The organism is Janthinobacterium sp. GW822-FHT07H10, from assembly GCF_058798675.1.
Map to the genome: position 1 here is coordinate 42,908 of NZ_JBXAKS010000017.1, position 13,559 is coordinate 56,466.

The 13,559-nt window shown below is 66.9% G+C and carries 9 protein-coding genes; 3 read left to right on the top strand and 6 right to left on the bottom strand.

Annotated features, from left to right (window positions below; genetic code table 11):
• Positions 1–76: 76 nt before the first annotated feature.
• Positions 77–1,519 carry an aminotransferase-like domain-containing protein gene (locus tag AC1RDJ_RS25810; RefSeq protein ID WP_071324480.1) on the bottom strand — a complete coding sequence of 481 codons (1,443 nt, stop codon included), beginning with the start codon at positions 1,517–1,519 and terminating at the stop codon, positions 77–79.
• 126 nt (positions 1,520–1,645) lie between these two features.
• Here AC1RDJ_RS25810 and AC1RDJ_RS25815 point away from each other — a divergent pair, with 126 nt between their 5' ends.
• The 3 genes from AC1RDJ_RS25815 to AC1RDJ_RS25825 all read left to right on the top strand — a co-directional run bounded on the left by AC1RDJ_RS25815 (position 1,646) and on the right by AC1RDJ_RS25825 (position 5,744).
• Complete coding sequence (locus AC1RDJ_RS25815) at positions 1,646–2,557, top strand: DMT family transporter (protein WP_071324481.1); 912 nt, start codon at positions 1,646–1,648, stop codon at positions 2,555–2,557.
• Between the two features lie 229 nt (positions 2,558–2,786).
• Complete coding sequence (locus AC1RDJ_RS25820) at positions 2,787–3,980, top strand: aminotransferase-like domain-containing protein (protein WP_071324482.1); 1,194 nt, start codon at positions 2,787–2,789, stop codon at positions 3,978–3,980.
• A 405-nt stretch (positions 3,981–4,385) separates the two neighbouring features.
• Entirely contained in the window at positions 4,386–5,744 is a 1,359-nt protein-coding gene (locus tag AC1RDJ_RS25825) for a diguanylate cyclase (protein WP_071324483.1), read from the top strand.
• Here AC1RDJ_RS25825 and AC1RDJ_RS25830 read toward each other — a convergent pair.
• The 5 genes from AC1RDJ_RS25830 to AC1RDJ_RS25850 form a co-directional block, all read right to left on the bottom strand.
• Entirely contained in the window at positions 5,741–8,044 is a 2,304-nt protein-coding gene (locus AC1RDJ_RS25830; RefSeq protein ID WP_493029134.1) for a TonB-dependent hemoglobin/transferrin/lactoferrin family receptor, read from the bottom strand. The two genes, AC1RDJ_RS25825 and AC1RDJ_RS25830, sit on opposite strands and share 4 nt — an antisense overlap.
• Positions 8,045–8,286: 242 nt before the next feature.
• Positions 8,287–9,864: an FGGY-family carbohydrate kinase gene (locus tag AC1RDJ_RS25835; protein ID WP_493029135.1), complete on the bottom strand. Its 1,578-nt coding sequence runs from the start codon at positions 9,862–9,864 to the stop codon at positions 8,287–8,289.
• Positions 9,865–9,867: 3 nt separating this feature from the next.
• Entirely contained in the window at positions 9,868–10,266 is a 399-nt protein-coding gene (locus tag AC1RDJ_RS25840) for a hypothetical protein (protein WP_493029137.1), read from the bottom strand.
• Positions 10,263–11,843: a glycerol-3-phosphate dehydrogenase/oxidase gene (locus tag AC1RDJ_RS25845; RefSeq protein WP_493029138.1), complete on the bottom strand. Its 1,581-nt coding sequence runs from the start codon at positions 11,841–11,843 to the stop codon at positions 10,263–10,265. The genes AC1RDJ_RS25840 and AC1RDJ_RS25845 overlap by 4 nt, the downstream gene beginning before the upstream one ends.
• The gene (locus AC1RDJ_RS25850; protein ID WP_493029139.1) at positions 11,840–13,450 is read right to left on the bottom strand and encodes an FAD-binding oxidoreductase; all 1,611 of its coding nucleotides are present in this window, start codon (positions 13,448–13,450) and stop codon (positions 11,840–11,842) included. Before AC1RDJ_RS25850 ends, AC1RDJ_RS25845 begins: the two co-directional genes overlap by 4 nt.
• Between the last annotated feature and the right edge of the window lie 109 nt (positions 13,451–13,559).

Below are 13,559 nucleotides of genomic sequence, written 5' to 3' on the forward strand. Positions count from 1 at the left end.
TGGGACGGATTCTACGGAGTTGGGGATTGTACAAGCGATTTCAAGAGCCCCCGCCGAATGTCCTGAAATGTGCTGTTTACCCGAGTTCGCGGTCGAAAAACGCCCAGACGCGCTCGTCCTGCACGGTGGCCAGGTTCAGGCGCATGAAGGTCGACGGCAGCTGGCGCGGCGAAAACAGGCTGCCCGGCCCCAGCACCAGGCCTTCGGCCAGCGCCTTCTCGGCCAGCATATTGGTGTCGCGGCCCGCATCGGCCCAGACGAACATGCCGGCCGGCGCCGGCTCGAAACGCAGGCCGGCCCGCTCGATGCGGCGGTACGTCCCCTCGCGCACCTTGTCGAGCCGCGCGCGCAGGCGTTCGGCATGCTTGCGGTACAGGCCCTGCGACAGGATCTTGTACACCACGCGCTCGCCGATATCGCTGGTGGTGAGCGTGGCCAGCATCTTGCGGTCGGCCAGGCGCTGCGCCCATTCGGGCGAGGTGGCGATGAAGCCGACGCGCAAATTGGCCGACAGGCTCTTGGAAAAGCCGCCCAGGTAGATCACGCGGCGCAGCTGGTCCAGCGCGGCCAGGCGCGTGGCCGCCTGCACCAGGCCGGCGGCGCCCGGATGCATGTCGCAATAGATATCGTCTTCGACGATGAGGAAATCGTGCTGCTCGGCCAGGCGCAGCACCTGAAAGGCCTTGGCCGCCGACAGCGAGCCGGAACCGGGGTTGTGCAGCACCGAGTTGATCACGTACAGCTTGGGCCGGTGCAGCGCCGCCATTTCGGCCAGCACGCCGATATCGGGGCCGTCGCCCAGGCGCGGGATGCCCACCACCTTCATGCCCATGGCGGCAAAGGCGCCAAACATCAGCCAGTAGGCGGGATCGTCCACGAGGATGGTGTCGCCCGGACGCGTGAATTCGCGCGCCACCAGGTCCAGCGCCTGCATCACGCCCACCGTGGTGACGATCTGCTCGGGCGGGCAGGCGATTTCCAGGCTCGCCAGTTTCAGCTGCAACTGCTGGCGCAGCGGCAAAAAGCCCTGCGGCGTGCCGTAGCTGAGCAAATGCGCGCCGGGCTGGCGGCTGACATCGCGCAAGGCGCGCGCCACCAGGTCGCCATCGAGCCATTCGGGCGGCAACATGCCGGAACCGGGCGCGGGCAGCGCGGGCGCCTGGCGGAACATATTGCGGATCAACCACACCACGTCGAACTTCTGCGCCGCCGCGTCCTCCGCGCCGCGCGGCTGCGGCACGGCCGTGTTCAGCGGCGAGCGCTCGCGCACGAAGAAACCGGCGCCGCGCCGCGATTCCAGATAATCGCGCGCCACCAGCTTGTCGTAACTGGCCACCACCGTGGCGCACGATACGTTCAGGCTGGCCGCGCACTGGCGGATCGATGGCATGCGCGCGCCGCCGCGCAGCAGCTTGTCATCGATGCGCGCCGCCAGCGAGCGCACGATCTGGTCGATCAGGGTTTCGCCCGAGGCGCGCGACAGCAAGGGCAGCGATGGCGATGCGGGTGTATTGCTCATATGACCATTACAGTATGTGGAATTATGCTGGAAAGTGTATTTGTACTGTACTGCTATTCGGTTCTAGGATAGCACTACAGGGTGGATTAATCCACGCCTGCCCACCTCACCCGCACCAGGACACCCATGCCATCGAATAGCACCGCCGCCGCCAGCCCCCCAACCCGCCTCAGCGCCGACCACAAGGGCCTGCTGCTGGGCCTGATCGCCGTCGCCCTCTTCAGCCTGACCCTGCCGTTTACGCGCATGGCCGTGGCCGAACTCGACCCCACGTTTGTCGCCCTCGGCCGCGCCCTGGTGGCGGCCTGCCTGGCCGGCCTGTGGCTGTGGCACCAGCGCGCGCCCCTGCCGCGGCGCGAACAATGGCTGCCGCTGGCGCTGGTATCGCTGGGCTGCGTGCTGGGCTTCCCCTGGCTGACCTCGATTGCCATGCGCAGCCTGCCCGCCTCGCACGGCGCCGTCCTGGTCGGCATCCTGCCGCTGGCAACGGCCGTCTTTGCCGTCTTGCGCGGCAAGGAGCGCCCTTCCCCCGGTTTCTGGCTGATGGCCGTGGCCGGCACGGCGCTGGTGGTGGCGTTCGCGCTGCGCCAGGGCGGCGGCAGCTTTCACCTGGCCGACGTGCTGATGTTCGCCGCCGTGGTGCTGGGCGCGCTCGGCTACGCGGAAGGCGGGCGCCTGGCGCAAAGCATGCCGGGCCAGCACGTCATTTCCTGGGCGCTGCTGCTGGCCGTGCCGTTCGTGCTGCCCGTGGTGCTGTGGAATGCCTGGCCGCAGCGCGCGCTCATGGCGCAGGCCAGCACGGCCGCCTGGCTGAGTTTTGCGTATATCTCCGTGTTTTCCATGTTTATCGGCTTCTTTTTCTGGTACCGCGGCATGGCATTGGGCGGCGTGGCCCGCGTCGGACAGACGCAGTTGCTGCAGCCTTTCCTGACCTTGCTGGGCGCCGCCGTGCTGCTGGGCGAGCCATTGACGGGCGCCAGCCTGCTGTTTGCCGGCGCCGTGATCGCCGTGGTGGCGGCCGGCCGCAAGCTCAAGTGATGTCCGTTTGCAACGGCTGCGCGCGCGAAGTGGGCACAGCCGCTGGTAAGTCGTACTACAATACCGCAGCACTTTGACAGGCACCGTCGCATTGCCATACAAAGTACATACAAGCAAGTTCCCTTAACCAAGTTCGGGCGGCGCCTACCCGGCGCCGCTTTTTCAGGAACCGCCACAAGCGGACCATAAAAACCAGCCGGCGCAGCTCGGCATCTTCTGTGAGACTCGTATGAAAATTGAAAATCCGAATCCGATCCAATGGCGCTTTGCCGAACGCGCGGACCAGCTGCAAAGCTCGTTCATCCGCGAAATCCTGAAGATCACGCAGCGCCCTGAAATCATTTCCTTCGCCGGCGGCCTGCCGTCGCCCGCCACCTTCCCCGTCGAGGAAATGAAGACGGCCTTCGACAAGGTGCTGTCGAACAATGGCAAGGTAGCCCTGCAATACGGCCCCACGGACGGCTACCTGCCGCTGCGCCAGTGGATCGCCGACTCCCTCTCGAGCCAGGGCAGCACCATCATGCCGGAACAAGTGCTGATGACATCCGGCTCGCAGCAGGCGCTGGACTTGCTGGGCAAGGTACTCATCGACGAAGGCAGCAAGGTCCTGGTGGAAACCCCCAGCTACCTGGGCGCGCTGCAGGCGTTCTCCGTCTACCGTCCCGAATTCGTTTCCGTCGATACCGATGACGAAGGCCTGGTGCCGTCGTCCGTCGACCCGCTGGCCGACGGCGCGCGCCTGCTGTACGCGCTGCCGAACTTCCAGAACCCGACTGGTCGCAGCCTGTCCGTGGCGCGCCGCGTCGAGCTGGTGGAAACCTGCGCCCGCCACGGCCTGCCGCTGATCGAGGACGATCCCTACGGCGCCCTCAGCTACAGCGGCGAGCCGTACCCGAAAATGATCAACATGAATCCCGATGGCGTGATTTACATGGGCTCGTTCTCGAAAGTGCTCACGCCCGGCATCCGCCTCGGCTACGTGGTGGCGCCGATGCCGCTGGTGCGCCGCCTCGAGCTGGCCAAGCAGGCGGCCGACCTGCACACCTCGCAGCTGACGCAGATGGTCGTGCATGAAGTGATCAAGGACGGCTTCCTGGACCGCCATATCCCCAGCATCCGCAGCCTGTACGGCAACCAGTGCCAGGCCATGCTGTCGGCCCTGGAAGAGCATTTCCCGGCCGGCGTCACCTGGACAAAACCGGAAGGCGGCATGTTCATCTGGGTCACGCTGCCGAAGCACATCGACGCCATGAAACTGCTCGATGAAGCCATCGCCAACAAGGTGGCCTTCGTGCCGGGCGCGCCGTTCTATGCGAACACGCCGGACACGCACACGCTGCGCCTGTCGTTCGTGACGGTGCCGCCGGAACGCATCCGCGAAGGCATCGCCATCCTGGGCAAGCTGATCGCCGCCAAAGTGTAAAACCGTTCATCACGCCCCGCCTGTCGCGGGGCGTTTGCCTCTGCCCTTGCTGCCACCCGGCACGCGTCTTTTCCTTCTAAAAACAGTCTTCCCGGCAACAACTTCGTGTATTTATTTTTAAAAATATCATAAATATAATGTTTTACGCCGTCGTGGAGCATCAATTTTTCACCCAATAAATTGACAAAGCGGTATGATTCGCCCAAAGCGTCAGTTTTGAATCCGGTCAGCCTTTGACTTCACGTGTACAGCGCCGCTGTTCCGCAGTTTGCGGCCAGGGCAACACTCCCGGCACGCCCCTGCCCGACCGCCATCCGCGGCGGCCACGGCTTCCCGGGCTTCGGCATCACCGAAAGTGCAGCAAACGCTGGCCCAGCGCAGCACATCCGAAAAAGGCCGGTAGCAATGAGTCCAGGCAGTGTGGGGTATCCCCAGCGGCGCGAAGCCGCCATTTTGATTGTCGATGATGCGCCGGCCAACCTTGAGCTGCTGCGCAAGCTCATGAGCGAACAGGGGTATCAGACCTATGTCGCCACGTCCGGCGAGCGGGCGCTGGCGATCGCCCAGCGCGCCCATCCGGACCTGATCCTGCTCGACGTGCTGATGCCGGACATGGATGGCATCGAAACCTGCCGCCGCCTCAAGCAGCACCCGCTGACGCAGCGCATACCGGTCATCTTCATGAGCGCCAAGACGGAAACGGAAGACGTGGTGGCCGGCTTCGACTGCGGCGCCGTCGATTACATCAGCAAGCCGCTGCGCATGGCCGAAGTGTGCGCGCGCGTGCGCGCCCAGCTGCAAATCCGCAGCAACAATGAAACCCAGCAGGAGCAGGCCGAACGCCTGCGCACCATCGTCAACAACATGGCCGAAGGCTTGCTGATCATCGAGGCCGACGGCCGCATCCAGTACACCAATCCGGCCTGCGACCAGTACCTGGGCTACCGCGAAAACGAGCTGGCCGGGCGCTCGATCGGCGAGCTGCTCAGCCCCCTGGTGACGCAGGAATACCTCGATTACTTCGCCATGTACGCGGCCAATCCGGAGACGGCGCACAACCACGGCACGCGCGAAGTGGCGATCCGCCACCGCAATGGCGAGGCGCTGAGCATGGACCTGACCCTGACGCCCATGTATCTGCGCCAGCCCCTGTACATCGGCCTGCTGCACGACATCACGCACCACAAGCAGTCGGAAGACGCGCTGCAGCGCGCCGCCTACCTCGACCCGCTGACGAAGATCGCCAACCGCCGGCATTTCGACAGCTTCCTGGAAAAAGAGTGGCAGCGCGCCGTGCGCGGCGGCAGCGCCCTGTCGCTGGTGGTGCTCGATGTCGACCACTTCAAGCTGTATAACGACAGCCTGGGCCACCCGGCCGGCGACAGCTGCCTGCAGCAGGTGGCGCAAGCCATCGACGCGCATGCCTGCCGCTCGGGCGACCTGGCGGCCCGCTACGGCGGCGAGGAATTCGTCATGCTGTTCGCCGACACGGACGCCGACAGCGCCCTGTCCCTGGCCGAAGCCATCCGCGCCCACATCGAGGAACTGCAGCTGCCGCATCCGCGCTCAAGCACCTCACCCTGGATCACCGTCAGCATCGGCGTGGCGACCATCCACCCGCACCAGCTGGACGACCGCGAAGCGCTGTTCGTCGCCGCCGACCGCGCCCTGTACGTGGCCAAGGAAGGGGGCCGCAACCAGGTCCGCGCCACGCATTCGGGCAGCACGGCCTGGGAAACCGTCAAGGCGATCGTCCTGCGTTAGAACTTTCTCGACACGCTCAGCTTCGCGTTGCGTCCCACGCCGGTCACGGCCTCGCTCAGGTACGGCATGTAGTTGCGGTTGAAGACATTGTCGACCGTCAGCCGCACTTCCGTACCGCGCCACGCGCCCTGCCTGCCATTCCACGACGCGAACAAGGTGTGCAGCGCATAGCCCTTCGACGGCGGCAAGCGGTACACGCTCCCTATCGGCAGGACGCGGTCCTGCCTGGCCACGAAACGGCCCTGCCAGCCGATGCTGGCGCCCTGTTCCGGGAAGCGCCAGCCCAGGCCCGCCATCAGCTTGTCCGGCGCGATGGTCGACACGGGTTCGTCCTGGCCCCACGGGTCGCGCTGCGTTCCCGTGCGGGTGCCGCGCTGCTTCGACAGCGAAGCGCTGGCAAACAGGCGCGGCGTGTTGTAGTAGGACTCGAGCTCCACGCCCTGCGTGCGGAAGCCGGCCAGGTTGCGGTACGACGACAGCGCGGGCGGCACCTTGCCCGATCCCGGCACGTAGCCTTCGACGAGGATGCCCAGGCGCGGGCCGATATTGTCGCTGACGCGGTTCTGGTAGAGCGTCAGGCGCAGCTGCGCGTCATCGTTTTCCGTCCACAGGCTGCGCCGGTGCAGCATCGCGCCCGCGCGCACGGCCGTCACGCGCTCGACGGCGAGGTTGCGGCTGGTGCCCGGCGTCGATGAACCGAGCCTGGACGACACATAGTATTCATTCGAATACATCTCGTCGATGGTGGGCGCGCGCCAGGTGCGGCTCAAGTCGCCGAACAGCGCCACCGCGCTGGACGCCTTCCAGAACAGTCCCAGGCGCGGCGACCAGTCTTCGTGCACCTTTTCGCTGAAGTCGTGGCCGGCGGCGGCCAGCGGGCTGTTGTAGCGCGAGGCCTTGTTCGGCACGCCTTCGGAGACGACGCGGTCGTGGCGCAGCGCCGCCGTCAGGGTCAGGCTGCCGTAGGTCATCGCATCCTGCAGGTACAGGCCCGTGGTTTCCTGGCGGCCGGCCGGCATGTAATAGGGCTGGAAATAGCCATAGTTGTAGCTCGGGTCCTTCAGCGCCGTCGACGACGGGTAGTACATCAGGGTGTCGCGCACATTCTTGTGCCATTGCAGGCCCGCTTGCAGCACGTGCGACACGGCGCCGGTGCTGAACACGCTCTCGTTGCGCAGATCAAAGATGCGGTCCACGTACGAAGCCCAGCTCTCGTTGCCCAGCGAACCGAGGTAGGAACCCAGCGAAGCGGACGGCAAGCGCTTGTCATGCTGGTCTGTGTGCGAATAGCCGGCGCTGGCGGTCAGCTTGATCCACGGGTTGTTCTGCGGCGCATACTGCCATTTCACGGAATACGTATCGTCGTTCTGGTCGCGGTAGACGGCCTTGCGCTGCCACGCCTCTTCCAGCCCGTATTTTTTGATTTCCGCCTCGGTCGGCGTGGGCACGTCCTCGCCCATGGCGGCGAACGGTCCCCAGCCCGTGCTGCCGCTCTTCATGGCGGTCAGGGTCAAGAGCTGCTCCGGCGTCAGGCGGATGTTCAATTTCGCCAGGCTCGATGGCGCGTCAATGGCGGAAAAGCGGAATGGCTTGCCATCGGGTTTGCGCAGGTCGTCCGACTTGCGCTGCGTGGTGAAGGCCATCGCGTCGAAGCGGCCGTCTTCCGTGCGCCCGTAAACGGCCACGGTGGCGTCGTTTTCCCCGTTGTTCGAATGACGCGAGTACTTGAGCATGGCGCCCACTTTCTCGCCGCCTTCCAGCAAGTCCTGCGCATCCTTGGTGTCGACCGTGATGACGCCGCCGAAACCGCCATTGCCATACAGGCTGGTATGCGCGCCCTTGTTCACCTCGATCTGCTTGATCAGTTCCGGTTCGATGAAGATGGAGCCCTGGCGGTATTTCTCGAAGCCCTTGGGCACGCCGTCGAGGATGACCTTCACGTCCTGCACCTTGTTGAAGCCCCAGATATTCAGGCTCTGGCCACTGGGACGGGCCGTGCCGGCCAGGTCCACGCCGGGCAGGGTGTCGAGCAGCGAGGCGACGTTGTCGGCCTGCTGGCGTTCGATGTCGGCGCTGTTGATGTACGAGCGGCCGGCCGTGCCGGCGCTGATGGCGTCGCCAAACACGCTGATGGCCGGCATCTGCGTCTCGTTCTGCGCCGGATTGTCCTTCCCGGCCTTGTCGGCCGCCCAGGCGCCGGCGCCCATGCCGCCCAATATGAGCGCCAGCGCGGCGGCCATCGGGGTCAATCCACCTGCGCGCGCGCTGCCGCACATCGTTTGCTTGCTGCTGATTTTCATTGCTATCCTTGCCTGGTTTTCATGCTTCTGGAATGAAAAAACGCTGGGGCAGAGGGAACAGGCGGTGCACGATCAAGCGGCGGCGTTGAAGGAAGCGTTGCGGCGGCATTCTGCCCGCGCGGACACGCGCCGGCACATGGCCGGCGGCGCAATGCAGTCACCGGGGATAAGTTGCCTTAGTGAAATGCGGGACACATCATATATCAAATGCGAATGATTCGCAATACGATTAAAGAAATGCCTCACTCCGGATAGCCGGTGATGTCGGCGATCTCGCGGTACAAGGGCTGCAGCCGCGCATACATTTTCCGGTACACGCGCCGGTACAGCTGCTCGTAGATTTTCCCGTGTTCGGGATGCGGCAGGAATACCCTGCCCTTGCGCGTCATGGCTTGCACGGCGCCGGGGAAATCCGCATGCCAGCCCAGGCCCACGGCGGCGGCGATCGCCGCGCCCAGGCCCGAGCTTTCATACACGTGGGCGCGCGCGGCAGGCAAGCCGAAGATGTCGGCCGTCAGCTGCATGGCGGCGTCGCTTTGCGAGCCGCCGCCGGCGATGCGCAGCTCCGTAATCGCAATCCCGCTGCGCTGTTCGATGCGCTCCTTGCCTTCGCGCAGCGCATACGCGAGTCCTTCCAGGATGGCGCGGTAGATGTGCGCGCGCGTGTGCACGTCGCCGAAACCGATCATGGCGCCCTTCGCTTCCGGCCCCGGCACCTTGATGCCGGGACTCCAGTACGGCTGCAGCATCAGTCCCATGGAGCCGGGCGGCACGGCATCGACCAGGCGGTCGAACAGCGCTTCGGCCGACATGCCCGTGCCATCCTCGGCCGCCGCCGCCCGTTCGCGGTCGCCAAACTGCTCCTTGAACCAGTTGACCATCCAGTAGCCGCGAAAGATCTGCACTTCCGTGCTGTAGGCGCCCGGCATGGCGGCAGGATACGGCGGGATGAAGCGCGTCACTTCCACGTATTTCCGGTTCGTCGTGTTGATGGTGGCCGTGGTGCCGTAGCTCAGGCAGGCCACGTGCGGCTCGACGCAGCCGGCGCCCAGCACCTCGCACGCCTTGTCGGCGGCCGCCGCCAGCAGGGGCGTCCCTTCAGGAATCCCGGTCGCCGCGGCGGCCGCCTGCGTGATGGCCCCCATCAGGGTGCCCGGCGCCAGCAGGTCGGGCAGCATGGACGGCTTGATCGCCAGCGCCTGCCACTTCCAGTCGAAGCGCCCGGCCCAGGCGTGGCGCTTGTAGTCGAACGGGATATACGCCACCTGCGAACCGGTCGAATCGACATAGCGCCCGCAGAGGCGGTAATTCAGGAAGCCCGACAGCAGCAGGAATTTGTGCGTGCGGCGCCAGATGTCGGGCTGGTGCGCGCTAATCCAGTTGATCTCGGCCTCGCGGCGAAAATACGCGATCGTGCCATCGAGGCGCGTGGCGCGGAAGGCGGCGCGCCACCACGGCGCCAGTTGCGGAATGTCGCGCGTGCTGCGCTGGTCCAGCCAGGTGATGGCGGGTCGCAGCGGCGCGCCATGCTCGCCCACATTGACGACCGTGCCGCGCTGCGTGGTCACGGCAACGCCCTTCACCTGCGATTTGTCGATGGCCGTGCCGCGCCACAGCTGCTGGCACGCTTCGCACACGGCTTGCCAGTAGCCGTCGGCGTCATGCTCGGCCCAGCCGGGATGCTCGGAGAAATACGGCTCGAGGAAGACTTGCGCCTTCGCCGCCAGCCGGCCATCGCGGTCGAACAGCAGCGCGCGCACGCTTTGCGTGCCATTGTCGATGGAGAGGATATACGGGCCATCGCCCGCGGCGGCAGCCACGGCTCAGGCCACGCTGGCCAGCGCGGCGCGCAGCGCCCGCAGCAGCGACTGCGGATCTTTGTCCGGCTGCGCGCTGAATACGGGCGCCTCCCAGTCCTGGCCGCGCACGGCCACCACGCGCAGGCGTCCCTGCTCGTTCCATGCCGGATACCAGCCCACGTCGACGATATCGCCATTCGCGCACGTGATTTGCAGCAGGTCTTCGCCCAGGTCGTCGGCCAGGGCGGCCACGGGCTGGGCCAGGTCCAGCTGCGACAGGCTGTCATAGGTGATGCGCGCGGCGCCCAGTTCCAGGGCCTCGCCAAACAGGGTGGTTTCGATGATGTTCTCCTCTTTTATATTTTTATCGGTGCTTTTTCGTTGCTTTTTCGCTGCTTTTTCGTTGCTTTTTCGTTGCCTCATGCGCCCTGCGGCACGCTGTAATGGCTGCGCCACAGGGCCAGGTAGCGTTGCTGCTCCTCGTCCCAGCGCGCATCGCTCCAGCCCAGCTCCCCCTGGCACATGGCGCGCAGGCGCGGCATGATAGCAAGCGCGCCGCCGGCCAGCTGCAAACCGAGGCGCGTGCGCCGCAGCAGCAGGTCTTCCAGGCGCTGCACGTCCTCCATGCGCGCGCCCCAGCGCAGCTGCGCCCACAGGGTCTGCGTGCCGGGAATTTGCGCCAGTTCGCCATCGCGCGCCGCATCGCACAGCGCCTGCGCGGCCGCGCCATAGCGGCCCTGCAGGCGCACGCGCTGTTCGCCATCGAGCAGCAAGGCCTTGCCTGTCAGGGGCGGCACCGGCGCGAAGATGGGCCGCGGGCGTACATCCGCCTGCCAGCCGGGCAGCAGCGGCGCGGCCTGGCGCAGCGCGTCGAGGGCGATCACGCGGAAGGTCGTCAGCTTGCCGCCGGCCACCGTCAGCAAGCCGTTTTCCAGCCATAGCGCATGTTCGCGCGCTTCCTTCGACGGGTCAAGCCGGCCGCTGTCGATCACGGGCCGCACCCCGGCGAACGTCGCCAGCACGTCGGCCTCGCCCAGCGCCAGCTGCGGAAACTGCCAGCGCAGCGCGGCCAGCAGGTAATCGAGCTCGCCGCGCGTGATGGCCGCCTCGTTGTCCAGCTGGCCGCCGTGGTCGACGTCGGTGGTGCCGACCAGGGTCACGCCCTCCCACGGATAGGCGAAGACGGGACGGCCATCCCGCGGGTGCATCAGGCTGACGGCTTGCGCCAGCGGCAGGCGCCAGGCCGGCAGCAGCAGATGACTGCCGCGCAGGGGCCGCAGCTTCGGCGGCGCGCCGACCTGGCCACGCAGGCCGTCGGCCCAGGCGCCCGTGGCGCTGATCACCAGGCGCGCGCGCACGGCCAGCCGGGCGCCGCCGACGCCATCGTTCAAGGTGGCGCCCAGCACCTGCCCCCCCTCGCGCAGCAAGGACTCCACGCCCAGGTAATTGACGGCCGCGCCGCCATGGCGCCGGGCTTCCTGCAGCACACGCAGCACCAGGCGCGCATCGTCCGTCTTGGCGTCCTGGTACAGCATGCCGCCGCGCAGGCCGTCGCGGTTGATGTGCGGCGCCAGCATGGCGAAGTCCGCCGCGTCGACATAGCGGCGCGCGCGGCGGCCCGCCATCATGTCGTAGATGGCCAGCCCCAGCATGAACTGGCGCCGGCCCGGTTTCCGGCCGATATAGTCGCCGAAGGCAAAGCCCTGCGTCTCGACCAGCCCCGCCGCATCCGTCAGCAAGGCGACCCGCTCGTGCACCGATTCGCGCGTCATGGCGAACTGGCCCTGCTTGAGGTAGCGCAAGCCGCCGTGCACCAGCTTCGACGAACGGCTCGACGTGCCCCAGGCGAAATCGCGCTGCTCCACCAGCAGCGCCTTCAAGCCGCGCCGCGCTGCTTCCAGCAGGATGCCGGCGCCCGTGATGCCGCCGCCGACGATCAGGACATCCCACTCGCGCGCCAGCAGTTCGGGCAAGTCGTCCCGGCGCGGCGCGGCGCTCACAATGCGCCTCCCGCCTCGGGCAGCAGTTTGCCGGGATTCATCATGCCCTGCGGGTCGACCTGGCGGAACAGCGCGCGCATGGCGGCCATGCCCAGCTCCCCCTTCTCGGCCGCCAGCCACGGCGCATGGTCGGTGCCGACGCCATGCTGGTGGCTGATGGTGCCGCCGTTGGCCACGATGGCGGTGCTGGCCGCGTCCTTCAGGCTGCGCCAGCGCGCCATGTTTTCCTCGAACGTGGGCGCCAGCCGGTACACATACGTGGTGTAGACGCTGGCGCCCTGCGGGTACAGGTGCGACAAATGCGTGTAGGCGTGCACCTGCTCGCCATGCGTGGCCAGCGCGCTGCGGCCCGCCTGCTCGAGCGCCGCCATCATCGGCGTCACGCGGGGCCAGTCGACGGCCGTTTCCACCGTGTCGATCACATAGCCGTGTTCCCAGGCGCCGTTGCGCAGGTAGACGTTGCGAAAGCGCCCCTGCTTCCACTTGTCGCCCATGTGCCGCCCCACGTGCACGCCCTTGTGCCGCCGCGCCAGCGCCAGCGCGCCGCGCAGGGCCGCGCGCGCCGGCCCGGCCTCGCCGCTGGCGCCCACCATCAGCATGCATTTGCCGTCGCCGCAGCCGCGCAGCGACAGGTAGCGCTCCAGCAGCCCCACCAGTTTTTTATGTCCGGCCAGGGTCAGCATGGTTTGCGTCTCCAGCGCGTTCGACAGGCGCAGCAACGACAGCGGCATATCGGCCTGCGCCAGCGCCCGCACGGCCGCCTGCGCCTGGGCCCAGTCGGCAAAGAACACGGCGTGGAACGCTTCATACGGCGGCAGCGGCGCGATGCGCACGGTGGCCTGCGTCACGATGCCCATCCGGCCTTCCGATCCCAGCACCATTTCGCGCAGGTCGATGCCGGCCGCCGAAGCGGGAAAGGTGGGGATCGTCAGGGTACCGGCCGGCGTCTCCACTTCACCGCCCGCGAACAGCTGCTCGATGCGGCCGTAGCGCAGCGATTGCTGGCCCGACGAGCGCGTGGCGATCCAGCCGCCCAGGGTCGAATATTCGAACGACTGCGGATAGTGGCCCAGCGTGTAGCCATGCGCGCGCAGCTGCGCTTCCAGGTCGGGGCCATACACGCCCGCGCCGAACGTGGCCAGGCGCGCCTCGCGGTCCAGGTGGCCCAGCGCGCACAGACGCACGAGGCTGATCGACAGCACGGGGCGCGGCCCGGCCGCCACCGTCAGGTGCCCGGCCACGCTGGTGCCGCCGCCATGCGGGATGACGGCCACGCACGCCTGGCGCGCATACGCGAGCAGCTGGCGCACCTGCAGCGCGCTGTCGGGAAAGGCCACGCCATCGGGCACGGCGCCGATGCGGCCGTGGCGCAGCTTGAACCAGTCGGGCAGGCTCTGGCCCAGCGCATGGCGCACGCGCGTGGCCGGCTTCGTGTCGATCAGCGGATGCGGCGCCAGGCGCGAGGCGGGCACCTGCGCGCAGGCGTCGTCAAACGTGGCGTCCAGAATGGGGGTGCCCGGCCCCAGCCGCTCGCCCAGGAATGCCAGCGCCTCGCCACTCAGCGCATACACGATGCTTTCGTCCCCCCAGCCATTCCAGCGTTGCATCGACATCCCCTGTGTTGGGCCAGTTGCGCGCCACGGCGGCTTGCTATACTGTTCTTGCCTGATCAACAGCATATGCCGCCGCAGGCCAAGGGTATTGGTTTTTCATGAC

What these genes read in the sequence shown, in the direction of transcription:
- AC1RDJ_RS25840 (WP_493029137.1), bottom strand. Translation starts at nt 10,266, where the DNA reads ATGAGGCAACGAAAAAGCAACGAAAAAGCAGCGAAAAAGCAACGAAAA.
- AC1RDJ_RS25830 (WP_493029134.1), bottom strand. Translation starts at nt 8,044, where the DNA reads ATGAAAATCAGCAGCAAGCAAACGATGTGCGGCAGCGCGCGCGCAGGT.
- AC1RDJ_RS25810 (WP_071324480.1), bottom strand. Translation starts at nt 1,519, where the DNA reads ATGAGCAATACACCCGCATCGCCATCGCTGCCCTTGCTGTCGCGCGCC.
- AC1RDJ_RS25850 (WP_493029139.1), bottom strand. Translation starts at nt 13,450, where the DNA reads ATGCAACGCTGGAATGGCTGGGGGGACGAAAGCATCGTGTATGCGCTG.
- AC1RDJ_RS25825 (WP_071324483.1), top strand. Translation starts at nt 4,386, where the DNA reads ATGAGTCCAGGCAGTGTGGGGTATCCCCAGCGGCGCGAAGCCGCCATT.
- AC1RDJ_RS25815 (WP_071324481.1), top strand. Translation starts at nt 1,646, where the DNA reads ATGCCATCGAATAGCACCGCCGCCGCCAGCCCCCCAACCCGCCTCAGC.
- AC1RDJ_RS25820 (WP_071324482.1), top strand. Translation starts at nt 2,787, where the DNA reads ATGAAAATTGAAAATCCGAATCCGATCCAATGGCGCTTTGCCGAACGC.